Genomic DNA, 25,411 nt, shown 5'->3' on the forward strand with positions numbered 1-25,411 from the left:
GCCCCCAACCACCTCCCTTTCAGGATATCCGGGATTGTTTTGCAGGACAAACGCTGGAAACAACATGGAGAGTACAGATGATCAAAGGATCCGCAGGAATTGTTAAAACTCAGGAATACCACTATTCCTCCCCAATCGTGCTGGAAAGCGGGGAGACCCTTCCATCCCTTACGCTTGCGTATGAGACCTATGGGAAACTCAACCGCGAGAAGAGCAATGCCATCCTCGTCTGCCACGCACTCTCCGGTGATGCCCATGTTGCCGGGTTCCACGAAGGTGATACGAAACCCGGTTGGTGGGATTCCGTTATCGGGCCCGGCAAGGCACTCGACACGGACCGGTACTTCGTGATATGCTCGAACGTACTCGGGGGATGCAAGGGCTCAACCGGCCCGTCATCCATTAATCCGGAAACGGGTAAACCGTTCGGTGCAAAGTTCCCCGTCATCACGATCCGGGACATGGTGAACGCCCAGAAACTCCTCATCGATCATCTCGGCATCAGCCAGCTCTACGCAGTGGTGGGCGGTTCAATGGGCGGCATGCAGGTCCTGCAGTGGACCGTTTCATACCCGGATGCCACGAGAAAGGCAGTAGTCATAGCCGCAACCGGTTACTCGACACCCCAGCAGATCGCGTTCAACGAAGTCGGCAGGAAGGCGATCATATCAGATCCTCACTGGAACGGCGGCGATTATTACGGGAAGACACTCCCGACCCACGGTCTGGCACTCGCCCGGATGGTAGGCCATATCACATACCTCTCAAACGAGTCCATGCACGAGAAGTTCGGCCGGGCACTGCAGGGCAAGGACCGGATCGGGTTTGACTTCTCCACCGATTTCAAGATCGAGAGTTACCTCCACCACCAGGGCGATACCTTCACCAGAAGGTTCGATGCGAACTCCTATCTCTACATCACCAAGGCCATCGATTACTTCGACCTGACAAAAGACGGTTCGCTCACGACCGGCCTTGCCGGCGTGAATGCGGCGTTCCTCGTCATCTCGGTCTCGTCCGACTGGCTCTACCCACCTTACCAGTCGCAGGAGATAGTCTCGGCCCTGACAGCAAACGATGCAGAGATCCATTACTGCGAGATCCGCTCGAATTACGGCCACGACGCATTCCTCCTCGAATCCGGCCAGCTCAACTATATTGTGGGAAGGTTTCTCTCCCGCACCGTGGTACGGGACGTCATGATCACGGACGTCCATACCATCGAGGAAGGGACCACGATTGCTGTTACGGCACGTCGGATGGTCAACCAGGGCCTGAACCACCTGCCGGTACTTTCCGCAAATGGTCAGCTCGCAGGGATCGTCACCTCATGGGACATAGCAAAGGCGGTTGCATCCAACTTTCTCTGGCTGGACGAGATCATGTCCCGGGATGTGGTGACGACAACTCCGGATGAACCGATAGAAGCAGCAGCAAAGAGGATGGAAGAGCACGCCATCTCGGCGCTCCCGGTAATTGACGAGGAACAGCACGTGATCGGGCTCATCACGGCGGATGCAATCAGCGTGCTGGTCGGGAGAGCGAATCCATGAGGATCCTCTCTATCCACGCCGACTGCATGTGGTACCGTGTCACGAAAAAAACGAAGCTGGCCGAACCAGTGGATATTCTGGAGGACCGGATGGAGGAGTGCGTAGTGCTCTTCTGCTGCGTCGAAAAGCTTGATGAGAAAAATCCCGAGCATGTCGTCGAGAGCGCAAAGAAGAATGTGACGGCACGACTGGCAAAGCTGAAAGTCAGCCAGGTGATGATCTATCCCTATGCGCACCTGACGAGCACACTCGGTTCACCGGAGTGTGCACTCGGCATTCTCAAAGGCCTTGAAAATAGTCTCCGGGCTGAATCCATCAGTGTCAGGCGGGCACCTTTTGGCTGGTACAAGGAGTTCGAGATCCGGGGGAAGGGGCACCCGCTCGCCGATCTCTCGATGACCATCTGTCCGTACGAGGGAACGGAGTGTGACTTTACCTGCCCCTACTGCCACCACCCGGTCAGGGAGAGCGACATGAACCCTGTATGTCCCGGATCAGGATCCTGTCTCCGGAAAGACGATACTTTCGGAAGAAGACCCGGGACAGACCCGGTTGAAAAACCCGTCGCATCAACGGCCCTGCTCGTCCCCGGTTGCCCGGAAGTCCCCGTGCAGCAGGCGCTCGCACTCCACATCTCCCACAATCTCAGGAAACGCGGTACGGCACTCACGGTCACGGGTAACCCGGCGGTCCTGAACCTCCTGAAGGTATCCGATCCGGAAAAACTGTACCTGCCGGAAACGATTGTCCTCGAAAAATGTATCGAAGAACTCGTAGAGAAGAAGCGGGACTGCAAGCTCTGCATCGTCTTTGCGCACAGCGATGCCGGGATCTCGTATGCAGCAACGATGCGCCATCTCCTGCCGGCTTCCCGTCTTATCGTGATAATCTTCGGAAAGGACCCGGAAGCACTGGCAGCACTGATCGATTTCCCCTGCGAGAAGATCGTCGACAAGGCGGTGCACAACCCGATGCAGCTAAGAAAGAAGATCAACGAGGTGTTCGGATGGGTTGTATAGAGAACCTCCCGTACGAGATGATCCTGCCGCTCGGGGCATCATTTAAGGAGTGCCGCGAGTACGTGGAGAAGAATTATTCCGAATTCTGGTATGTCGACCCCGGCTATCGGATCTTTGACGAGTACCTTATCGGACTGCCGCCCATTGCGCTGGGTATCGACGGCAACAGGATCATTTTTCCTTACACAAAACCCTGCCATGGCACATACCTGCTCGCGGTAGAGGATGCCGATGAAACGACACGTGTCCGGAAAACAGCGAGAAAGAAGAAGTAAATTCTGGAGAGAGAGGAGCATGAAGAACCAGTGGCTTGTCCGCTACTCTGAAATATTCTTAAAATCCGATCCTGTCCGAAGACAGTGGGAAAATACCCTGATCGCCAATATCCGCGAGGTCATGCCCGAAATCCACGTCCGGAACGAACGGGGCAGGATCTGGCTTGACGGGGATGTGAAACCAGGGCTCCTGAAAAATATCTTCGGCATCGTCTCGTTCTCGGAAGTCGAGCATATCCGGCTTGACGAGATCGGGACACATCTTCCCGGCTACTGCCACCGCCACGGGATCGGGACAGCAAAGACCTTCGCAATCAGGGTAAAGCGGGTCGGCAAGCACCCGTTCAGCTCGAACGACAAGGCGATTGAATACGGCAATCTCCTGCGAAACGAATTCCCTCATCTCAAGGTGAACCTCGCCCATCCCGATAAGGAGATCCATATCGAGATCCGGGCGAATGAAGCGTATCTCTATGACACGGTCATAAAGGCGGTTGGAGGACTTCCTCTCGGTGTCGAGGGCACGCTCGTGGCCCTCGTGTCCGGGGGGATCGACTCCCCGGTTGCAGCATGGATGATGATGAAGCGCGGCTGCCGGATCCTGCCCCTCTACGTGGCACTCGATACGTTCCTTGACGAGACGACCCTTGCCCGGGCAGAGCGTGTTGTCCGGGAACTTGAACGTTACCAGCCGGGGATTGCCCTGACGGTCATCAGGGATTCCTATCTTGCGGAGGCAAAACAGGAACTCGTGAAACTGCACCAGGAGAAGTATACCTGTATCTTCTGCAAGCGCCGGATGTACCGGGTGGCGACGGCCTTTGCACAAGCGCACGGCGCACAGGGGATCGTGACCGGTGAGTCGCTCGGTCAGGTAGCGAGCCAGACGCTCGACAACCTTGTCGTCCTCACCGATGCGGCATCCGAAATCCCGATCCACCGCCCCCTGATCGGGTTCGACAAGGAGGATGCAATCCGGATTGCCCGGGAGATCGGGACATTTACTGAATCCATATCATCTGCATCGGGTTGTAAGGCGGTACCGAACGGGCCGTCTACAAAAGCGAAACTGAAGACAATCCGGGAGTTGGAAGCAGAGATGACAGCAACGGATATGCCGCTACCGGTATAATGATGAAACCAGGAAAAATACCGGCTGGAGATCAGGAAACAGGGGGGTCGGCATGCAGGAGCCGGTGAATCCCGGGCACCCCCTCAAATTGCCGCATGTTGTCGCCCTTTATACCGGCGCTGTCCTCGGCTCAGGAATCCTGATCCTTCCTGGCCTGGCCGCCGAACTTGCAGGGCCAGCTTCTCTTGTAGCATGGGGGCTGATGGCAATTCTTGTCGTGCCGATGTCACTGGCAATGGCATTCCTGTCGGCCCGTTACCCGGATGCCGGCGGGGTCTCTGCATTTGTTTCGAAGGCCTTCAATCCGCAGATTGGTTCCCTTATCGGCTGGTTCTTCCTCCTTTCGGTTGTGGTCGGTGCCCCGGTCCTTGCCCTCACGGGATCGGGGTATATCTGTGCAGCAGCGGATCTCGGTGACGGGGCGCGTCTCCTGATTGCCACGGCAATCCTTGTAGCGGGCATTCTGGTAAATTATCGCGGAATGAAGGTGACCGGACAGGTACAGGTAGCTGTGGTCCTGACCACGATTATCATCCTTATTATTACTTTTGCCGGGAGTATTGCCACGATCGACCCGGCAAACTTCACACCCTTCATGCCGAATGGCTGGGAAAGTATTGGTCATGCATCCGCGGTATTATTCTGGTGTTTCATCGGGTGGGAAGCCATCGCACATATTTCCGGTGATTTTGAAGATCCGCAGCGGGACGCTATCCGGGGAACCCTGATCGCTGCGGGAATTATCAGTATTCTCTATTTCCTTACTGCTTTCGTCGTTGTCGGAACCCAGAGTTATGGCCCAGCCATTTCCGACGTCTCCCTGATTGCTATCATCAAATCATCGTTTGGCCCGGCCGGTGCAATGGTTGCCGGTATTGCGGCCCTGTTCGTCTGTATGGCGCCAGCAATCGCTTATATCGGGGCTGCATCCCGTCTCGCATGCTCACTGGCCACCAACGGATTCGCACCACGCTATCTGGCCCGCAGATCGGAAAAATACCGTACCCCGCTGGGAGGGCTCATCTTCCTGTCCGTTTGTTTTGCAATCCTGCTCTTTATTTTCAGTACTCGCATCGTCTCGCTCTCCATGCTGATCCAGGTCCCGAGCGCCACCTTCATCCTCACGTATATCGGCGGCTGCGCAGCCGGCATAGTCCTCTTGAGCGACAGCCGGCTCGGGGTGCTTGTCAGTATCATCTCGCTGATCCTGACGGTAGCGATATTCCTGTTTGCCGGATGGGCAATCCTGTACCCGGTTGCTATTACCGTCATCTGGTCCCTGTTCCTGGTAATCACCGGCCGGTTTCGCGGAATTTTCTCTCGTTCCCTCTCGTGATATACCCGGGAAAACGAGGAGTCTGGTATGATTGAACGAATAGGAAACTCGCGGTTTTATATCCATATTCCTCATTCGCCTGTTTTTTTATACCATCCGTTGGAAAACCCGGCCTTCGTATTCGCGTTCCGGCAGCCTTTTTCAGGTCCGGATGGGGAAAAGTAGGGGCCAAAAAACAGGGCTAAAGAAAGGGCCCCGGTGCCGTTTTAATGAAGTGCAATTCTGCCGTATTTTGGCAAACGGGGTTCATTTAAAGCGTATTTTTTAAGAGGTTGGAAAATCTCGATTTTACGGGGTTTTCCGGGAAGGGGATCAAGAAAAGGAGGCCAAATTGAGGTTATTTTTCCGTATGTACCATCCGATGTAATTCAGGACCGAATATTTTCGAGATACAGACCTTCGTTTCAGTAAAAGAACAACCCGTATCGATAAAAATTGCCCCGATTAATGCTTCGACAGTATCCGAATACAATTTATTTTCTCCAGTTTTTAGCTGATCGCCTTCCCCCATATGATGATAAATCAGATAATTTTCGAGAAGTTTCAGACGGGCTCCGACTTCAGCTAATTTCAGATTTTTTTCCAGATCGGATTTGATAATGGTGATGTCCCCCTTGGTTTTTACACCCAGCTCCATCAACAGTAAGACAAAACCCGCCTTTAAAATTGCATCCCCCAATGTTGCGTAGGTTTCTTGATGAGGACAGTCTCGGGCATCGTTTTTCCGTTCTTTTTCTTCTTTCGCGAATGTCGGGTGTGTTAAAGCCCGGAATAATTCTCTTCTATCCTTGAAGGAATGTCCGAGATCATCTTCGAGCAATTTGATTTTGGCCGGGTCCATAGTAGGGTGAAGGATAGAATTGGATAAAAATCAATCCTGTTTCCCTCTCTCTACCTTCTTTCGGTAATACTTCCTGCACTTCGCCCGGTTCCGTTCCCGGTTCGCCTTCTCGCGGGCCAGCCGCAGTGCCTCTCCGAGGTTGAGGCTTCCTTCGCTCAACTAACACCTCGCTCAGGATCCCGGCCCGCAGACTTTGGAGTGATCCAGACATCGCCAATATGCCGAAACGCTTCTTCGAACCGCTCGGGACGGGGGCCAACGTAAAACAATGCAGGGGAGAACGTCGGGCTTTTCCGCTCATCGCTCCCGGGCCCGCCGAACCGGACCCGCGCCGAAGGGAAACAGACCCGGCACGAGAGCCGGGTGAGCGTCTTCCAAGCGGAGGTCTCGGTCGCTGACTTCCAGAGAATGATCGCTTCCGTGGTCCGGCCTTCCAGCGTTTCCAGGAATAACTTCGAGAACCAATCCTCGACTTCGTAACCGAACGGGGGATTGAGGAATACCCGGCCCACCCAGGGTCGCAGGAGACCATTGTCCTGAACTGTGTAGTGCCTCGCTGCCGGCACATTCGGGATCTTCCGGCTGTTGCTGCATGGATCAAGATCGATCGCTTCCATGCAGGCAATTACGGCATCGAGGATGTACTGAGGGGTGTAATGCTCAGTACTGGCGTGAGAGAGAAGTGCTGCCGGGACCGTCATGGCTTCTCACCCACCCGTTTCTTCTGCGTCTGCTCCATTGCCTCCCGTGAATAGCAGGCTTCGCAGAGCCGGACACCGGTCCCGCGATCAAGATACACGGCCGGGGCCAGATCGCAGACCGAACACCGGCCCACGCTGCTGGAGATCCGCTCCATCGCTGCCAGGGCAATTGTCCCGGGCAGGGGCGGGGCTCCGGCCCGCTGCTTTTCGGCAGCCGCGAGATAACAGACTTTGCAGAGACACCGGGCATCCCGTTCCGCTTTCGGGCGGGCCTTGCGCTCTGCCGTCAGTTTCTCGACATACAAGGCACCCTTCCGTCCACAGCAGTAGCAGATGCTCCGCCCCTCATAGATCTCGAGCTTTTTGTAGTCCGAGGCCCGGACGGACCGGCGTTCCGTGATTTTTCCGGCCGCCGGCTTGTTTTCCTTCCCAGCTGAGGCCGGCACCGGTTTCCGTGAGGCAATCGGAGATGACCGGTCGTCCGGTTCACAATTCAGCGGGGCCGGTGCTGAATCCGGATCCGATCTCACGGAAGTTCCGGAGTCACCGTCGTACGTACTTGCGGACTGCTCAGCTGAGGCATTGTCATTTGTGTGATCCGCAGTTCCACCGGATTTGCCATTTTGTACAGCTAAATGTGTGTTTGTACAAAGTACATCCAATTCCCCGCCGGAATCAGCGGCTTTCTGTCTCACGGAACCTTCCGTAATCCTGCTGCCGGACTGCCGTGATTCCACCGGCTCGTCCGGGTCCGGACCCGGGTCATCATCGAGCCAGACAGCGCCGCCGGCCATCCACTTCCCGTACAGGTCGTGATCGAACGTGTAGGCGTTCGTCCTCCGACGGGTGGAGTGCCCGGTCATCTCATCTTCGGAGATGATCGTGCGGTCCGTGTACGCGATCGCGGGACATTTTTCCAGCAGCCCGGTGTATGCCGCACCCCGGCTCGTGTAACCGTGGATCAGCCGGTGCAGGACAGCATTCGAGAGCGCCGTGGCTTTCTGCAGCATAGGGATCGTGAACTCGACCCAGTGCAGGGTAACGATGGAGTTGATCAGGTCAGACTCCATCTTCGTCAGTTTCGTGGTCTGGCCGCCCACCGATCCATTGAGGAGACTGTAGAGCCGGGCCGCGCCGTCGAAGTCAGCCCGGGTCGCCATGATGCACGGCACGCCATTTACCTCTCGCCGCTCACGCTGGAGCGAAAAGAGAAGTGTGTGGGCTTTCACCAGGCCCAGCAACATCTCCGGATTCCGGCGATTAGTCTGGCTCTGGAACCGGATCCGCTTGGCAAAGGGAATAACGACATGCAGCCTCTCGCGCCCGAGCAGTTCCCACATGGCCCGGCAGAGCTGGACATCGGGCCGTTCCCCCTCAGCATGCTCCGGCAGGGCCTCGCTGTCTTCGAGAATCCGGGTGAGGACCCGGTTGTCCTGCTCGATCGTGTCGTCGATCCAGCAGGTGAGCATCCGGTTGAATACCTGGTCGTCGCCGCTCCCTTCGACCTTCGCCACCCACCAGACGCACCGCTCCGGGATTGTGCAGACGAAACCTTTCCGGTCCTTGTTCACGGTCCGGTACATGAACGGTTTCCGGAAGGAGGTCGTAACACCCTTGAGGATCTCAGACATATCGTCCGAGAGGCTTGTGTCATCGAGGACAATCACTGTGCCTGGCTGGAGGTTGTCGATGTAGAACAGGGCCTTGTTCGACATCGAGCCGGAGAGCTGATGGCGCTCCGGGACCTGCCGGATCAATGTCGAGAACGTGTGTGACTTCCCCTTCCCGCTCTCTCCCGATACGGAGACGTGCAATCCTGTCGTGTTGAGGACAGAGCGGGAGGCAAGCGACATGATCAGGCACTCGGCAACCGTGTCATCGCCTTCATGATCGAGGGCGAAGGTCCGGAGCATGGCCCGGAGTGGATCTCCGGACCGGAGGACCAGCAGAGCCTCCTCAGTAAATGTATCCCCGGGTCCCGGTGCGGGACCGGGCGGGATCCCCGGGGGCGGGCTCTCCGGCTTCGGGGCAGCCCGCTTCTTTCCCGGCTCGAACCGCTCCCGCAATTCCTGCCACCGCTGCGACCCGCCTCCGCAACTCTCGTGATGGCACCCGGCATGGATGGCGCCGTTTGCGAACTGGATCGCATAAGCTCCGTCCTTGTGCGCACCGGAGAATGGACATTGATCGAAGAGGAACAGCGTACCGCCCTGGTAGGGTTTCTCGGTCTGCACAGCTATGTGATGGTCCGAAAGCCAGCGCCGGAGATCCAGTGGGGCCCGGGCCGGCGGGTTCCCGGCTTTACCGGCGGGTCGGGCCGGGGCTGGCGCGGCCGGAGGTTCCGGAAGTACACCGGCCAACCGCACGAGCAGGGTTTGTTCTACAATTTCCGGAGCCTCCGGTGCCTCGATGATAGCGGCCCGACGGTGGGGCCGGTCCGCGGTGCTGTCACCCTTCCGGCTCATCGTACCGTAAAGCTTCCAGATCCGGGCCGCATTGAAGTTCGCGACATCGACCTGAGCGACCGCATCATTGAACACGGAGGCGAGGACCTCGAGGCAGTGTTTCACCAGGTCCCGCGATCTGTCATCATTGGACAGATCGATGAGGTAGAGCAGGTGTGCACCGTTCCCGGAATCAGCCAGTACCGGGGCCGGCCAGCCCATACCGGTCAGGTACTCAGCTATCCGCCTCGCCTTCGCTATCGCTGCCGCGTGCTCCGTCCCGGTCGAGGAGACTCCCGAGGGCCGGACCGGGTCCACATCGACCGGCAGCCACCGGCGTCTTACGATATCAGCGTCCGATGTCGTAACATCCTTCTTGCCAAGCCGTATCTTGATCCGGTTGGCCCGGCGGGAAAGCAACGCGGGATTGACCGGGTTGAGCGTGATGTAAATGCCCTGTACTGAGGGCAGTACATCCAGCGCCCCGACCTTTTCCGCAAGGTCTTCCGGCGAATCGAAATATCCGGAGGCTATCCCGTCATCGGTGATAGCCCGGACCTCGACTATCTGACCGGGCGCGATAAGAATACAGGTGGCAGCAAGGACCTCATCCCCCATGTTCCCCCGGTACCGGTAACTGAACCGGCCCGTTCCCGGCTTGCTTTGGTTCGGGGCCGTCAATAATGGTACAGAACCAGAGGGTTTCCCCCATCAGGACCCGGGGATATGCCGAATAACAATTGCGCCCCTGGCACAATATCCGGCCTCCCGAGTCCGACATAATCGGGCAGATCTTCCGCTCGCTCATCTCCAGGGGGTCCTCCAACTCATGCCACATGATTGGCCACCTGTTGGGAATCCGCGATCATCGAAGCCGCAACCCACTTCCCCTTCACGACAGAGATAAACGAGACATCTGCAATCGAGAATGACTGGGTCGCCGTGATGAAAATGATCCTCCTCTGGCCGTTGAATCCGGGTCGCTTTCCGTAAATGGTTGCTTCGCTTTCAGGACCACAATTGTCCCGGAAAACGGAAACGCGGTGCCCGTAGAAGAGGACATTCCGGATATCCTCCTGGGAAAGAGGGTACAATCCTTCGGGGGTCTCGATGTTAACCTTGCCTCCGCTACTTCTGCGTATTATGACCTGATTTACCGTCGTAAAAATCACCAACAGGTCATGTCAATTTCGGCAGGGTTAACCGTCAAAAAATTAAATATGATCTGAGTAGAGCGATCTACTCCCCCTGTTCGTCTCATTGTGTAGTTGTGGTAGACTTGCATGTTAAGCGGGCAGGGGTTCAGGCTGTTTTGCATTGTTTTTCCTCCGCAAGTACGAACAGTCCTTTGTCGATCATAAATTGCCCGAGCCCGTCAAATCCTGTCCGGCGCTCATAGGCTTCGATAGCTTCACGTGTAACGCAAAGTTGGTCCATAAAAGTTCACCTCTCTGTGCAAGCAAGGCTTTTCTAAAAGAATTGATTTATGTGAGCCTCAGCCCACGGTAGTTGGCTTGCACAATTTTACTGATATACAGAACGTTATATACTTACCGAATTTGAAGCGATTCGGAAGTTTTGTCTGCTTTTGATAAGAATTCACTCAGTTCCTTGCCATGCCGGATGATGAAACGCTTGATCGTCTCCTCGGTCGCGACGCTGTCCGGGCTCAGTGATTCCCCGCAACCGAAACACCAGGTTGTGGTCGGCGGGTTGATGTGCTGGCAGTGCGGGCACTGGCGCGGCGCGACCTGTGGCTCCTTCTTTTTCTCATCCGGCTTCACAATGCCATAGACACGCGAAATCTCGGAATCGATATCTTTTCCGGTCAGGTGCGCATAGGTTTCGAACATTGTGGTGTTGACGGTTCCCCACATCATCATCTTGATGACGCTCTCGCTCACTCCGTCATTTATCATGTGCGTAATCCTTGAGTGCCGGAACAGGTGCGGTGTAACGTGCTTGGTGATCCCGGCCCGCTCGACGATTCTTTGGATCCGCTTCGCGATCGTTGCGTGGATGAAGGGCTGGCCCCAGCTGTTCACAAAAACCAGTGCTGACCCTTCCGGTTTGCCCGGATAGTCCGCTTTCCAGTTCTGCAGGTACTGAGTGCACATGTATGCCCGCACATACCGCGGGAATTCTGTCTTGAATTTGATGCTGGTTGCGACGCCGCCATTACTGAACGTGAGATCTTCCCATTTCATTTGACAGACCTCGCCAATCCGGAACCCGCCTTCATACAAAAGCATGATGAGGGCCCGGTCCGCGCTAGACTTGCATGATTGGATGATAGTTTTAATCTCATCCGGAGTCAGCAGGTCAGATGCTTTCTTGGTTACTTTATTTTTGGCCGGGGGTTTGAGGGCCCGGACCTTCTTCTCAGGGAGATTGCTATATCCGTTTTCTATAGCCCAGAGCAGGAACCGTTTCAGGATCACGACATGGTCCGCGAGTGTGTTTTGCTTGAATGGCTTCCCTTTGTAGCTCTTCCCCGCCTTGAGTGCGTCGATTCCCGAATACACATCGCCCATGGTAAGCTCACGGAAGGGCTTGATGAACCGGCGCCAGCCGACCAGATTGAAGGTGAGCATGTTGGCCCGGCCGATGCAGATACCTACAGCGGCCCGCTTCTCTGCGATGAATTCAGAGATCAGGGCCGCATCATCCTGGGTTAAACGACCGGAAGCAAGACCGGCTGTGATCGTATGGCTCGAATACTCAGGTTTGATAGTTGAGAAAACATCTGACTGTGTAGCTGTTGGGGTAGACATGAAAGAAGGTTGACCAAGACTACCTAAAAGAGTTATGATGCGATTCCAACTTTTGGTCTACATACCCCCGACCAGATTCGAACTGGTGTCGCCGGATCCAAAGTCCTGCATGATTGACCGCTACACTACGGGGGTGGAAGTTGGGCAAATTTTCCGGCCCGGAAAATTTGTGCTAATGATGTTGGTGCCGGAGATATTAAAGTCAGCACGGCGTGTTAAAAACGACAGGACCGGGTCAGGACCCGATCATGATATCCGCACGGGGTTTTTCATGGGGTTTCTTTGCCGGCTCCTTGTGCTCTATTGTTACCGGAGTCTCTGTAACATTCTGCGGCGCCATAGCGTGGCCCAATTCTTCAGCCTTCTGGATCTGCTTTGGGAGCCGGGCCAGGATCTCTTTGCTCACCTTGATCTGCTCCTTCATGAGGGAGCTGAGCTCGGCAAGGATGCTGTTCTGTGCCTGGAGAGCCGCGGCCAGCTCGTGACCTGATGGGCTGTCTGTCACAAGCTCCGGGGTGAGTGCCTGCTGTTTCTTGATGAACTCTCCGCGCCGTTTCCAGATCTTGCTGATGCTGTCAATGCCTTTCTTCCGGGTAGGAAAAGTCTCGCGGTACCGCTCGTAGAATTCATGGCTGTCACTGCACTGGATGACAAGATCGATCTCAGCATCATCAATCTTTTCGTATTTTCGTTTCTGGACACGGGGCATGGTACTCTCGTAGTATGTCGTCAGGGATGCTAAAAAAGAATTGTGGTTGGCATCCAATTCATTTCAGTGCCCCGACATATAAAATGCCAGGATAGCCGTCAAATAAAAAACAAAGGCCGAAACTTATGTTTTCAGACAATTCTGATAAAAAGTCCAATCACGAAAGATGAAACAATGCACAATATTTCGATGATAATTGAATTTCCATTTTTTTCCAATGTATAATTATAATGAGAGAAAAAAGAAAGATTCGATTTATTGAGACATTATCTGTTTCATTCAGAAATTAAAGAGGTCTCGAAAATTTCAAAAATCTGGTTCGATTGCAGATTCCATTCCGGAAAACCATTAATGAGACTCCCACAAATATCCAATGTATCCATTTTAAGAGATAAAAATGAATGATTGGAAAAAAATAATTTTCTATTTTTCCACGGGAAACAAAGGGGTTAACCAACAATCATTTCGAGAAGCAGTACGGCGAATGGAGGGGATGTACTGTCCCCACTGTCGGGATCTGCAGAGCACATAATTGATTAGAATATTTAAAAAGTTGCTTTTTTCACACAGTAGATTATTATTCGAATTAATTTCCAATCTTCAACTCTCATCGAAAATATTCATAATTGGAAAACAATGAAAATTCAACCACGCCACAACAGCAATTAGGTTTCTAAAAAAATCGACAGTAGTTCTGATGACTGAATCAAGAAAGGTATGATAATTTTGATACGGGCTGCCACCGTTCCTTCCAGTTATCCCGCATCAGGTGTCGGCAGGAACACCATATCCCGGGCTGATATCCTGCATAATGCTCAGGCAAAAATGACACCCATTGGATAGAGTGCTCCGCCCCCATATGGCCGGATGGAATTATACTATTCCCCATTTGCCAGCTTCCCCATAGGGAAGCTTACCAATGAATCCCATCAGCGGCAACCCGCAATCGCGTTTATGCCGCCCGATATTCCCCACAGGGTCATTTTTGCCCGCAGAATGGAAAACTCAAAGACCCATTTTATGTATAGCAATATATGGTTTATAAGAAGAATGAAATCAAAAAAGGAGCCCGAATCAGGCTTATTCGTTCGACCCGGAGAGCGGGAAGTACTGCTGATAGACCTGCCGGCGTTCTTCGATATCGGTGTGCAGGTAGATCTCCGTTGTCTTGATGGACGTATGGCCGAGGTTCTCCTGGACCACCCGGAGGTTCTTTGAGCGTTTGTACAGCTCGCTTGCGTAGCTGTGGCGGATCTTGTGGGGAGTAATCCCCGACGGGGCATAGTGCTTGAAGATGTGCTGGATGGCACGGGAGGAGATATGCTTGCCCTGCTGACCGACAAAGAGGGGACCACTGGTACGGGTACCGATGAACGATAAGATCTCGGCAAGTGTGTCCTCGTCAACGAAAACAAGGCGGATCTTGTCACCTTTTCCCCGTATTCGGATCGTATGCTCATCAAAGTCAATGTCCTCGATGTTCATGTTGCAGAGCTCGGAGACACGGACACCGGTGGCATAGATGGTCCGGACGATGAGCTTGTCGCGGAGATCATCGATGGAGTCGATGAGCCGGAGGACCTGGTTGTGCTTAAGATATTTTATCTCCTGCTGCTTGATCCGGGGACGGTCGATTCCCAGCAGGGGGTTGATACTGACCACTCCCTGCGTTGAGAGAAACCGGTAAAACGAGCTCAGGGTAGAGATGATCCGGTGAAAGGTCTTGGGCTTGTAGGTCTGCATCGATGAGACGAAAGCAAGAAAATCATTCACCATGACGGGCGTGACATCAACAGAAGTGTCAAGACGGGCATTTTCGAAGTCTTTCCAGTGGAAGACGAGCTTTGTCACATCCATATTCCGCCGGAGCCAGACATAATACCCGAAATGCCGGATGACCTGTTCGTAACTGTCAAGAGTCCGCGGGGAATAGTTCCGCATCCGCAGGTAGTTCCGGTAGCTCTTGAGCCATTCCGAAAAATACCCGCTTTCCATGCTCTATTCTATTTTATCTCAAATAAATAAAGGTTTGCGCAGAATAACTGTTCTGCGAAACCCGGAAATCGCGAGATCTCCGCAGTTTTTCGGGCGATTTGTTTGGGCCACGGCAACAGTATTGTCTGACATTGAGCGTACAATTTGACTATTCTCGATGCACTGCAAGACCACTGGTTTCCAAAAACGGAAGAAAACTGTTGGGTAAAACAGGGGTTTTTTTCATTTTCCGCATCCGATGACCCACTTGTGCCGATAAACGCCCACAGAAACGCACTATGGCTGTTTTCAGGGATCACGGAGGCATGAGGAGCGATATAAGAGTGGTAAAAAGATAATTGATCCTGACCGGGATGAAAAAGAAAGTGGCAGATCAAGCGCAATGGATGACAAACTACTGATCCTGTGAAATAATTCAGAATTAAAGAATAGAATGAGAAGTCGCGGAATTTTTTGGATAGCATGAATATCCTCGGGCTTTCCATCAGGTATCTTTGCCTCAGGGCGTTATAGAAGGCTCAGTTGAATTACAGTATGAACCCATCTCCACCTGATAGAGAGGCAGCCCATAGAAGAAAGCCCCCTTGACCCCCCTTTTTCAATTTTAAGGCCCGGATACGGCCGAGTTCCACGATCCGAATGATCGACACACCGTGAAAATGAGAAGAATCCGAAGGCTTCCTTACGGGGCGAGGGTTTGAAAACATCCAGCGCCCGTGGCGCCCACTATCCCGTACCGTTTTTTCACATGGGTTTCCATCGCGGAAAGACCGCCTCGGGAGTCAGGGTAGTGGGATTGTGATTCCGCTGATTTTCGTATATGAGCAGCCAGAAGGGGGAGCTTTTCGAGAAGCCGGAGTAATTACGCCTGGCACCTGTCATGTTGATGTAACTGGCAGGAAGAAATTAGGCAATTCAAATGAAGATATGCAGGATTGCTGATTCAGAACACCGCCGGGAAACGGATATATTTACACCAGCATCCGATCCATTCTAATTTGAACGCACCCACACATAAACAGGATAAACATAAACAGGGTAAAAAATTCTGTTTGGCAGGAAATCCCAAGGTTTTTCCATACCATTTTCCGGCGATAATTGGTGAGATCGGAAAAGATTCCAAAAAAATCGATTTTATTTCAATTTTAAAGAGAAAAGAGGCCAAATATTTTTTTTATTATCCATTTTCCCCGACAAGTACGAACGGGAAAATTCGCATGACAAAACGAATGAAATAATGGGAAACTTATCTCCATTCTTCAATTTTTCAGAGAGAGAAAGTTGCTCTTAGAAAATTTTCTGATTAATTTTTAAACTTATAAAACAATAAAAAATTGTCATTTTATCGTCATACAATGTGATATTTTGGAAAAAATTCGATTGGAAATTTGACGAATCCACGGAGCATCTGAAGGACGTCTTTATCCCAGGGACTTCATCTTCGCAAAGAAAAGAATGCGTTATCATTGATACACAACGGCGAAGGTGTGAAAGTCCCAATATCCAAAAAATGTTGTTTTTAACAGGATTTCCGTATGTAATTAATATGTGAAATAATTGGGGATTTCATTTTACGAAGTAATTATTATAAATTGGAAATATCACGAAAAATTTGTTTTTATCCAGAAAATTGGATTTCCACATATTATTAATTTAGGCATTTATGAAATAACCAAGGATCCATCCCGGCCAAATATTCTCCCAGGCACTCTTTCGTCAGACTCGGATGCTACTGATGTGAAAGCCCGCCTATCCCAACATCCTGACGACAGGAAACACCCACGGGGAAATTGCAGCATTCCGGGAACCAATCCACTCTGAAAAAACAGACCGTGATGGCCTATTCGGACCGATTTCGATCACGATCACCTTTGGTTTGCTGAAAACCTTAAAGCCATAAGGCAACCACAAAAATCGCCATTTCAGACCCCAATTCCAAAAAAAGGAGCATATTTTCAATATCGTTATACTGTTGGGAAAAGTGTTCATCCTTATTATAAACCAAATAATGCTATACATAAGAGCGGATATTTAAGGAGAATTGACAGGTTGATCCGTGGAAAACAGGTGCATACGAAAAACAACCGCCACGGCGTCGAATCTGATGGCACCCCGACAGAGAGGTAGGAAACACCCGTTGATGAGCACGCGATCCCTGCACATCCTCATCAATCAGATTCCCCTCAGGGCAATCCCCGCAAGATTTCCGTATGAACAATTATATCCATTGGGAACCATTGGTAATGCTTGAGTATGAAAGAAGAAACCCAGATGCTGAATCCCCGCCAGGTCGCTGAGATTCTTGGTGTTCACCAGAAAACTGTTCATCTCTGGCTCCGATCCGGAAGGCTCCAAGGAATCAAGATTTCCTACCGTGCCTGGAGAATACCACAATCGGCACTTGACACCTTTCTTTCAAATAACAGTAATATCCGATCCCGACAGCAGAAAGACTCCCAAGGAAGTTTACCAGATCAAAAAGAGGCTGCACCAACCGTGAAACAGAGCACCCTCATCACCGATCACCAGAAACATACCGATACCTCACCGCAGTCCCGGATGAAACAGTATCTCCGGGACATCATGGGTGAGCAGGCACCGGAAGAATAAATCCCCACAGACCGTTTCACCTTCAAAAACACCACCAGGGTACGCGTAGCGCGTGTATCATCATGATCTTTTTTTAAGACATCACCGTTTTGGCTCTGCAGAAAACCTGAATGGGATAGTGTTAGATCGGATGGAGCCATGGGCGCTCGGGATCTTCCGACCCTCGCACCGCGAAGAATCCTTCGGATTCTTCTCATCCTCACGGTCTGTCGACTGTTCGGACAGGGTAACTTGACCGTATGCGGGCCTTAAGGAAAATAAAAACAGCGGGTCACACTCGTAATTCCGCTGAGTCTGTTGTTAGAAGGTTTCCTTCAGAGACATTGGTTCCCTATTTTTTGTTTTTCTGCATTTTACGTCGGAGAAATCAGGTATTTTTCCCCACAATATTTTTTACAATAAACCACATACTGCTATACAGAAGAACGAGAATTACTTCACTTCTTTCAGGTTTTTCCCTTTACAGCCACAGGAACAGGTGTTTGACAGTGGACGATACCAGCGAACAACAGGAGATCAACAAGTATAAGAAATTCAAAAAGGTCGATGGTGCAACCTACCGTAAAGTAAACCAGTTTCTGCGGAAGAGAACCTACATTACAGCCCGCGAATGGGCGCTTGCCCGATTGTGCACCGACTTCCGCACATCCGGGGGTGCCGAGATGACGTTTATCGGCAGGCACCTCCCGGAACTCGTCCCATTCATGGAGGACTCCTATACTCCCCAGGCGGTGAACCAGGCAAGAAACTCGTTCAAGCGCAAGGTGAGAAAGGCAAGCGCCACATTCTTCTACGGGGCAATGTGCGGCTTCTTTACCACGGACGAACTTGACGACCTCCTCTTCGAGGCAAGCGAGGTCTCCCGGTTTCTCCTCGAGGTTGAAGGCACAACTCTCGATATTGATGAAGAGATCGATATTGAAGACCGCATCACGAACGTGATGCGGAGTGTCGGCGAAGCGGCAAAGACGGTCTTAAAAGCACGCAATGATGAAAGGACCACCGAGCCCTCAGCTGCAACAGATCTCCCTGAACCGGTGCAGGAAGAGAATCTCCCGAAAAATACCTCATCACTGCAGGTAAGAGTCCCTGATAAGTCACCTATTCATGAGGATCCCGATAAGGTGGTACCTGTCGTTCCAATCCCTGACATTTCTCCGGTTAATAAAAATCTGAATACAGAGCGTGATACTCAATGAAGATCATCCAGGTTGCCGGCAGGTCCAATTCCGGGAAAACAACCTTTATCAGAAAACTTATTCCGGAACTGAAGAAGATAGGTCCTGTTGGAGTAATCAAGCATCTCGGCGATCACGAGTATCACCTTGAAGACGGGAAAGACACGACGTTTTTCTACGAGGCAGGCGCAGACATTTCAACAGGGATTGATAGTGAAAAGACCGTATGCACGCTGCACCATACCGATCTGGATTCAACCCTGAAAATGTATGCCGGGCACGGGATCCATTTCGCCGTGATCGAGGGATATAAGCAGCGATCCTACGCAAAGATCGTGATCGGCTCCCTGGAGATCGACCGGTGTGTCCTCAAAGACCCCACTCCAACTGAAGTGATAGGGGCACTCCACCTTTTTGACGATTATAAATAAAGGTACGACACCATGTGGTATGGACTATGCCAGTAAAGAAGATGCAGAAGCGGTTATTCGGGACCAACGGGGTGAGAGGGGTAGTCGGAAAGGATCTCACCCCGGATCTGGTCATGGTGATCGGGCAGTCCCTCGGGTCCATGAGAAAGGGCCGGATTGCAGTAGGTCGTGACACGAGGACATCCGGAGAAATGTTTATCCGTGCCCTTAAAGCCGGGCTCCTCTCCGTAGGTTGTGATGTTGTCGACTGCGGGATCCTCCCGACACCAGCACTCCAGTACATCGTGAAAGAGGGATTTGCGGCTGGCGCCATAATAACCGCATCCCACAATCCCCCGGAATATAATGGCGTAAAAATTATCGAGCCTGACGGAACGGAAATGGGAGACGAGGAAACGGTGAAACTCGAAGATAAGATTTTTAGCAGGGCTTTCTCCGTTGAGCCATGGGACCGGACCGGGAAAGAGACTCAGGGGCCGGAACTTCTTACAAATTATATCACTGCGATAACAGGATCGTTTTCCGGAAAGCCGGGGGAGGGCATGACTGTTGTTGTGGATCCCGGCTCGGGGCCGGCAAGCCTCACCACCCCGAGGATTTTAACGGACCTGGGGTGCCGGGTATTAACTATCAATGCGATCATGGACGGGACATTTCCCGGCAGGTTGCCGGAACCTTCGTTGGAAGGCCTGATGAATTGTGCTGCGCTGGTCACAGGGAGTGGTGCGGCATTTGGCGTGGCGCATGACGGAGATGCCGACCGGGCCGTTTTTATCGACGAGAAAGGACGGTTTGTTGAAGAGAATCTGCAGTTTGCCCTTATCGCAAGTCACATCTGTCGCCGGAAACAGGGAATCGTTGTCACGCCGGTGAGTACCGGGCAGGTTGCGGAAGACGTTGTAACCAGGGCGCGTTCATCCATTGAATATACACCGGTCGGGAGCATTTACGTTGCAAGGACCATGCGCTCGCTCCTTGATCAGGGAAAGCCAGTCATTTTCGGCGGCGAAGGAAATGGCGGGTTGATCTTTCCGGAACACCAGTTCTGCCGCGATGGCGGAATGACCGCTGCGATGATGGTCTCCCTCCTAGCATCTACCGGGAAAAAACTCTCCGAGCTTGTTGACGAACTTCCACCCCGCACCATTATTAAGGAAAAGATTGTCACACAAAAAGGAGCGGAGATAATCGGGAGGCTGAAGAATGCCTATTCCTCTGAAAAAATAGATGAGACCGACGGGGTGAAGATCTTCAGGAATGGGTCATGGGCGCTCATCCGCGCTTCCGGAACCGAACCTATAATCCGAGTAATCATTGATTCCCCATTACCAGAAGATGGACAGGCGTTTCATACAGAGATCATGAACTGTATTCGCAAGGCTGTTGATTCGGGGGGGCTTGAGGCCTCCCTTCATCTATAGTCATGATCGCGGTGGAAAACAGCCCCCTGTGCCAGAGTTTCCCAAATCGATGACAGGGCACCTCGTTTTAAGCAAAATACTCAATTTTGTAACCTATAATACAAAAATAATCAAAAATCAAGCGAATGCATTTTCGAAATTCTTTTAAAGGTGTTAGTCAAATTCAGATCACCGATCATCCGCTGGTTCGTGTGATGAGCCATGGTCCAGACCATCGATATACTGCACAATATCAAAAAAGGCCTTTCCGTAGAAGACTGGAAGGTGCTGGAACCGGTTATCGCAGTCTTTGATAATCCCCAGAACCGGCGGGCACGGAAAAACCTTGTAATAGATCTCAACAAGCTTATCCTTGATACCGCAATCCGGGAGAACAGGCCCTCCCTTCCTGCGGCCCTCCAGGAGATCGAGCGAAGTGACAATGAAGAATTATTCTCGCGGATAATCAGGCAATATATCCTCACAAAAGACCGTCGCTGGCTGGAGACTGTTTTCCTCCTGTCCGACAAGATCAGCAAAAAAAGCAACCAGTCCCGGGTGTTTGCCATGCTTGCCCGTGACCTGATCGATGCCGGAGTATCTGACGCTGCCCCGGACCTGATCGATCAGGGACTCCTCCTCCTCGACCGCATCAGTTTCCGGAAATACCGGTCAGATATCATGATCGATATCATCCCGCTGCTGATTGTCTGGGCGATTACCACACGCAGCCAGAACCTGCTCCGCACATCGCTCCTTCTCATCGAAGAGATAGGAGATATCTCCAAAAGGGCGGTATTGCATGCGGAGCTTGCTAAAGCTCTGGCTACCGTTGCCATTCTCGACAAGGACAGGCCCTTATTTTTAGACAGCATCCGCAGTGCAACCAGCATCCACCAGAAAATAAGGAGACAAAATTGTATCTCCGAGATTGTCGGAAAAGGCGCAAAGACGGTGTTTGGCAAGGATATGGCGGATATTCCCCGCTTCCTCGAGCGTTTTTCCGAAGTCCCCCCCGATGCATTCCTTGAGATCGTGAGCGCGTTAACCGAACAGTTGCTCGAACGGGTCAAGGACAAACAACAGATTATCACCATTCTCCAGCAGTTATGCCATGACAAACCGGAAGTCACGGGAACGCTGGTTATCGATCTGCTCAAAAAAGCGGAGCGCTCCGGAGACCAGTGGTTCTTATCCACGGCAATGGATCTTCAGCAACACATCTCTGACAAGGAGAACTTCCCGATACGGGAGATGGTCCATGCAGGGGTTGCCGTGGCGAACAATGCAAATGACATGCAGGTCCTCACCGAACTCATCCCGATCCTTGAACGCCACTGCAATCCTGACATTCTTTCGAGGATCTATCTCCAGTTCTCGCAGATTATGCTGGCCTCGGGAAACTTCAGCTATGCCCTGGGAATATTCGGGAAGATCAACCATGAGATCGAGAATGCAGCGCAATATACGGACTGCCTCACCCAGCTGCTGAAGGAAGGGGTGTTAAATGACAGCATCCCCCTGATCCATAACAACATCCTCACAAAACTGCACCCTGATGTCGTCAGCACTGCGGTATACCGGGCTACGATCGAACTGAGCAGGGAATCCAGTTACCACGACCTTATCCTTCACATCCTTTCGATCCGGAACCTTATCCTGCTCCATCCAAAACAGGACCACCTTATCCTAGAAAGTATAACCATCCTCGTAGACAGGGGATTTTTAGACTCCCATGATCCGGGGATCCTTATCCGGTTTGCAGAGTCCATCCGGGAACAGGCACTCAAGGAGCGCGCGATATCGAATATCGTTATCAAGATTGCAAAGATCGGGGTAAAGATCAAAAACCGGGACTTCCTTCAGAGAGCGGTCGGGCTGACATGCGAGATTGAAGGTCAGAACACCCGGTCTGCAGCCCTGAGCAGCATCATCGATGAGGCGTCAATCCTTGCAGCCCAGCAGGGCGATCTCGACCTGCTGCTCAGGATGAAAGCCTGGAGCAATTCCCTTCTTGAAAAAGACCTGGTCTCCTATGCAATGGCCAATATCATCGATGGGGTAATAAAATACGCTATTGATAAGCAATCCTGCGACGCACTCGAAGAGGCGTATCTCATCGCAGGCGAGATAAACGATCCCTCATTAAAAGGTCAGCTGTTCGAACGCATTGCGGAGTGTTTTGTGAAGATAGGATGCGCTCTATTAAACGATCCCTCGTTTGTCTCCTCCACACAGGAATTCGGGGTGAAATATTCACCGTTTGTCCGGGGAAGGGAAATCATCAGGAACCATGTAAAACCCCAGCAGGCGTCGCTGAAAATTGCCGGGATAATCGACATTATCCTGTCCTGTTCCAAAACAAGCGCAAGCCTGGACTACATCATACCACTCGCCCTGTTCGCAACTGAGATAGAGAACACCTTTGAACGCGATGCCATGCTGTCAAGGATAGTCTCAAACCTGAATGATGAGATTACGCATCCCAATTCAACAGATCCGTACGAGACGATGGCATTTCTCTTACGGAGGAATGAACTCGTCCATTCGAGCCCGGAAGTCATAGCGCTGATCCACAAGGTTCTCCTTCTGATATTTGATCCCTACGTCAGGCTCACGGGGTTATGCAATTTGGCTGACCTCTTTTCGCGATTGCAGAAAACTGAGGATGCCCGCCACATCCTTCAGGAGGTAGAGAAGAACCTGGACATCATCCTCAATTCCGGCTACCATAAAGTCCTTGTCCAGTCATACCTTGCATCATCATACACTCAGGTTGATGAGACGATTGCGGAAAAGAACCTCGCACGTGCAATCCAACAACTGGATGAAACCGAATTTGACAAGGACTCACAGGCCCGCCGACAGGTCATAAAAACCATTGTCCGGTTCAATACAATTCACCCGGATTCCCGTTGGTTCACCACCGCATTGCAGATAGCACAGAAGATCAAAGATCCAGCAGAGTATGCCAGCTCCCTGATTTCAGTGTATCGCATGGTCCGCAGGGATCCTGAAAAGCGCAGGGACCTGATACGCGCAATGGAAGCAGCTGCAGATAACGTTATTACCCCGTATGAGAAGGCTTCAGTAATCCTCTCCATTGTCAGGCTAACCCTCCAGAATGCGGATGGGGAACTGACGCTCAAACTCTTAAAAAAAGCAGAATCGCTCACAAAAAAGATCAACATCCCCTCAATTGCAGATACCATCAGGAACAATATCGCTGATATCTACAGCGGTCTGTATGAACAGTCGCATGATAGAAAAATGCGGGATCTTGCGATCCAGGTGATCAAAACAATCGATGCGGATGAGGTGCGTCTCTTCCGGCTGGAGCAGCTGGGATATACCGAGATGTATGAGATCACGCCCCAGTTTGTGAAGATCAAGTCGGTTTCCGAGAGAATGATAAAAGAGGGCATTCACCCGAGCTCCGTTGCAACACTGGAGAGACTGGTCAGGGCCGTGGCAGACAGGGGGAAGGAGGCGATATTCTTCTGTTACCTTTCTGTGTATTTCAAGAAAGAAGGTCAGGATAAACTGTCCCGGAAGATGCTCCAGAATTCAATCAAGGAGGCAAGAATCATCCGCCCGTTATCCCGGAGGGCTTTTGTGATGTGCGATATCGCGTTGAAAATCTCTGCCGCAGGCTGTGAGCATTCCGCGCAGGAAATCCTGGACTATGCAATCGATGCGGCGACAAATATCCGGCAGTCGACATTGAGAGAGGAGGTATTCGATGAACTGGGCCTTGCCATTAAAATTATGCAGAGGATGTAATGATGAAGACACTCAAAATAATCATCACCGGCAGGGTTCAGAAGGTCGGTTTTCGGGCATGCATCCGGAGAATAGCATCAGACCTGAATATCACAGGAACAGTTCTTAATCTTGAAGACGGAAAGGTGCAGGTTTATGCAACGGGTGAAGCGATAGTGCTTGAGAAATTCACCTCTATGGTTTACAGCTGTCCACGGGCTGTAATACGGGATCTCCAGATCACGGAGATGCCCTTGACAGTGTTCGATGGGTTCTCTGTTCTGAAACTGGAGAACAGGTTCAATACAGAATTTTAAAATCCGTTCCGGTCACAAGGGCCCGGGAAAAATTGTACACCTGTTCATTGACCCGGTCGGAGATATTTGCGGCGTAAAATGACTTAATCATAGCGCTTATCAGGGTATCTGACAGCATACACCGGTCGTTCGTAAGTTCAAAATCAGAATCTGTCAGGGATCCCCCTGCCATGTTCAGGACTATGGGATCAACCGTCCCTGCTTTTAATGGTTCGATGAGATCGTAGACGAGACCACCTTTTCCCTCATGGAGAAGCCCCACGTCCGGATTGAGGAGAGCTCCGATAACAGCAACAGTACAATTGCCAAAGAGCATAGCATACCCAAAAGAGAGCATCGCATTGACGGGGTCGGCCTGTGGTCGGAGGGTCCTCCTCCGAAATCCCAGTTCCGGTGGAAGACTCCGTGAGAGGATCTCATAATACATATCGGAAGAGAGTTTGTGCAGGCGGCGAATTTCGTCCAGTTTTATCAGATATTCCAGTTCATCCAGGGATTTGTGGAGCAAATCCAGTTCACCCTCATAAAACAGGCTGGATTGCCGGGATTCCTGAATTCGTTCGATCGCAAAGAGCCGGGACTTAATCGAGGCCTGTGCAATCCGGATCGCATACCGCTGGCGGGGAAGGGAACGCTGGTGTTCAGAACTCTCTTCACCATTGTCAGCGGAAAAAGGCCGTATCGTCCCAACAGGAGTTCCGTCCGAATCAAAAAAGGTGATATATACCCCATTCCTCACCAGCTGAGAGATGGTTGCAGAATGGATCGTATGCCCGCCAACAACAAGAAGGTGGGAAATATCTTCGAGAGGGTATTGTTCCGTGCTGGTTTTCTTCTGGATAATCAGGTGCTTCCGGGTTGACTTGATATGGGCTCCAAAGCCGCTGACAGAAACCCAAGGATAATCCACCATACTCCGCACCAGGACATACGC

The 25,411-nt window shown here is 51.9% G+C and carries 20 protein-coding genes, 1 tRNA gene and 1 pseudogene; 11 read left to right on the plus strand and 11 right to left on the minus strand.

Features of this window, described 5'->3' with window-relative positions; genetic code table 11:
* Window positions 1-77: 77 nt before the first annotated feature.
* The 5 genes from metX to METFOR_RS12110 are packed head-to-tail and all read left to right on the plus strand — an operon-like array spanning window position 78 to window position 5,315.
* Entirely contained in the window at window positions 78-1,553 is a 1,476-nt protein-coding gene (gene metX / locus METFOR_RS12085; protein WP_015286432.1) for a homoserine O-acetyltransferase MetX, read from the plus strand.
* Window positions 1,550-2,572: a DUF1890 family protein gene (locus METFOR_RS15855; protein WP_015286433.1), complete on the plus strand. Its 1,023-nt coding sequence runs from the start codon at window positions 1,550-1,552 to the stop codon at window positions 2,570-2,572. The genes metX and METFOR_RS15855 overlap by 4 nt, the downstream gene beginning before the upstream one ends.
* Window positions 2,560-2,847, plus strand: a complete 288-nt coding sequence (locus METFOR_RS12100) for a DUF1894 domain-containing protein (protein ID WP_015286434.1) — start codon at window positions 2,560-2,562, stop codon at window positions 2,845-2,847. Before METFOR_RS15855 ends, METFOR_RS12100 begins: the two co-directional genes overlap by 13 nt.
* Window positions 2,848-2,866: 19 nt before the next feature.
* Window positions 2,867-3,979, plus strand: a complete 1,113-nt coding sequence (gene thiI, locus METFOR_RS12105; protein ID WP_015286435.1) for a tRNA uracil 4-sulfurtransferase ThiI — start codon at window positions 2,867-2,869, stop codon at window positions 3,977-3,979.
* A 52-nt stretch (window positions 3,980-4,031) separates the two neighbouring features.
* Window positions 4,032-5,315, plus strand: a complete 1,284-nt coding sequence (locus METFOR_RS12110) for an APC family permease (protein ID WP_015286436.1) — start codon at window positions 4,032-4,034, stop codon at window positions 5,313-5,315.
* A gap of 337 nt (window positions 5,316-5,652) precedes the next feature.
* Here the strand turns inward: METFOR_RS12110 and METFOR_RS12115 are convergent, their stop codons facing one another.
* From METFOR_RS12115 to xerA, 10 genes are all read right to left on the minus strand, one after another.
* Window positions 5,653-6,156: a ribonuclease III domain-containing protein gene (locus METFOR_RS12115; RefSeq protein ID WP_015286437.1), complete on the minus strand. Its 504-nt coding sequence runs from the start codon at window positions 6,154-6,156 to the stop codon at window positions 5,653-5,655.
* Window positions 6,157-6,186: 30 nt separating this feature from the next.
* The gene (locus METFOR_RS16085; protein ID WP_267878659.1) at window positions 6,187-6,315 is read right to left on the minus strand and encodes a hypothetical protein; all 129 of its coding nucleotides are present in this window, start codon (window positions 6,313-6,315) and stop codon (window positions 6,187-6,189) included.
* On the minus strand, window positions 6,312-6,857 hold the full coding sequence (locus METFOR_RS12120; RefSeq protein WP_015286438.1) for a DNA N-6-adenine-methyltransferase (Dam): 546 nt from the start codon (window positions 6,855-6,857) through the stop codon (window positions 6,312-6,314). Before METFOR_RS12120 ends, METFOR_RS16085 begins: the two co-directional genes overlap by 4 nt.
* Window positions 6,854-9,919, minus strand: coding sequence for a hypothetical protein (locus METFOR_RS12125; RefSeq protein ID WP_015286439.1), 3,066 nt, complete (start codon window positions 9,917-9,919; stop codon window positions 6,854-6,856). The genes METFOR_RS12120 and METFOR_RS12125 overlap by 4 nt, the downstream gene beginning before the upstream one ends.
* A 209-nt stretch (window positions 9,920-10,128) precedes the next feature.
* On the minus strand, window positions 10,129-10,395 hold the full coding sequence (locus METFOR_RS12135) for a hypothetical protein (protein WP_048110988.1): 267 nt from the start codon (window positions 10,393-10,395) through the stop codon (window positions 10,129-10,131).
* A gap of 208 nt (window positions 10,396-10,603) precedes the next feature.
* Window positions 10,604-10,738: a hypothetical protein gene (locus METFOR_RS16090; protein ID WP_015286443.1), complete on the minus strand. Its 135-nt coding sequence runs from the start codon at window positions 10,736-10,738 to the stop codon at window positions 10,604-10,606.
* 113 nt (window positions 10,739-10,851) lie between these two features.
* Window positions 10,852-12,075, minus strand: coding sequence for a tyrosine-type recombinase/integrase (locus tag METFOR_RS12140; protein WP_015286444.1), 1,224 nt, complete (start codon window positions 12,073-12,075; stop codon window positions 10,852-10,854).
* 62 nt (window positions 12,076-12,137) lie between these two features.
* Window positions 12,138-12,210 (minus strand) — tRNA-Gln (locus METFOR_RS12145).
* Between the two features lie 100 nt (window positions 12,211-12,310).
* Window positions 12,311-12,841 carry a hypothetical protein gene (locus METFOR_RS12150; RefSeq protein WP_148277687.1) on the minus strand — a complete coding sequence of 177 codons (531 nt, stop codon included), beginning with the start codon at window positions 12,839-12,841 and terminating at the stop codon, window positions 12,311-12,313.
* A gap of 1,023 nt (window positions 12,842-13,864) precedes the next feature.
* The gene (gene xerA / locus METFOR_RS12155) at window positions 13,865-14,779 is read right to left on the minus strand and encodes a site-specific tyrosine recombinase/integron integrase (protein WP_015286447.1); all 915 of its coding nucleotides are present in this window, start codon (window positions 14,777-14,779) and stop codon (window positions 13,865-13,867) included.
* 2,271 nt (window positions 14,780-17,050) lie between these two features.
* On the opposite strand from xerA, the pseudogene METFOR_RS16235 reads away from it, so the two are divergent.
* From METFOR_RS16235 to METFOR_RS12185, 6 genes and pseudogenes are all read left to right on the plus strand, one after another.
* Window positions 17,051-17,191: pseudogene (locus tag METFOR_RS16235) on the plus strand (helix-turn-helix domain-containing protein); the annotation flags it as partial.
* A 686-nt stretch (window positions 17,192-17,877) separates the two neighbouring features.
* On the plus strand, window positions 17,878-18,588 hold the full coding sequence (locus METFOR_RS12165) for a DUF5806 family protein (protein ID WP_015286450.1): 711 nt from the start codon (window positions 17,878-17,880) through the stop codon (window positions 18,586-18,588).
* Window positions 18,585-18,998: a molybdopterin-guanine dinucleotide biosynthesis protein B gene (gene mobB / locus METFOR_RS12170; RefSeq protein ID WP_015286451.1), complete on the plus strand. Its 414-nt coding sequence runs from the start codon at window positions 18,585-18,587 to the stop codon at window positions 18,996-18,998. The genes METFOR_RS12165 and mobB overlap by 4 nt, the downstream gene beginning before the upstream one ends.
* 26 nt (window positions 18,999-19,024) lie before the next feature.
* Entirely contained in the window at window positions 19,025-20,419 is a 1,395-nt protein-coding gene (gene glmM, locus METFOR_RS12175; RefSeq protein WP_015286452.1) for a phosphoglucosamine mutase, read from the plus strand.
* 201 nt (window positions 20,420-20,620) lie between these two features.
* Window positions 20,621-24,181 carry a hypothetical protein gene (locus METFOR_RS12180; protein ID WP_015286453.1) on the plus strand — a complete coding sequence of 1,187 codons (3,561 nt, stop codon included), beginning with the start codon at window positions 20,621-20,623 and terminating at the stop codon, window positions 24,179-24,181.
* Window positions 24,181-24,477, plus strand: a complete 297-nt coding sequence (locus METFOR_RS12185; RefSeq protein WP_015286454.1) for an acylphosphatase — start codon at window positions 24,181-24,183, stop codon at window positions 24,475-24,477. The genes METFOR_RS12180 and METFOR_RS12185 overlap by 1 nt, the downstream gene beginning before the upstream one ends.
* On the opposite strand, the gene cas1 is transcribed toward METFOR_RS12185, so the two are convergent.
* Window positions 24,461-25,390: a CRISPR-associated endonuclease Cas1 gene (cas1, locus tag METFOR_RS12190; protein ID WP_048110990.1), complete on the minus strand. Its 930-nt coding sequence runs from the start codon at window positions 25,388-25,390 to the stop codon at window positions 24,461-24,463. The two genes, METFOR_RS12185 and cas1, sit on opposite strands and share 17 nt — an antisense overlap.
* Between the last annotated feature and the right edge of the window lie 21 nt (window positions 25,391-25,411).

Origin of the sequence: Methanoregula formicica SMSP, assembly GCF_000327485.1 — an archaeon.
Lineage (GTDB): Archaea > Halobacteriota > Methanomicrobia > Methanomicrobiales > Methanospirillaceae > Methanoregula > Methanoregula formicica.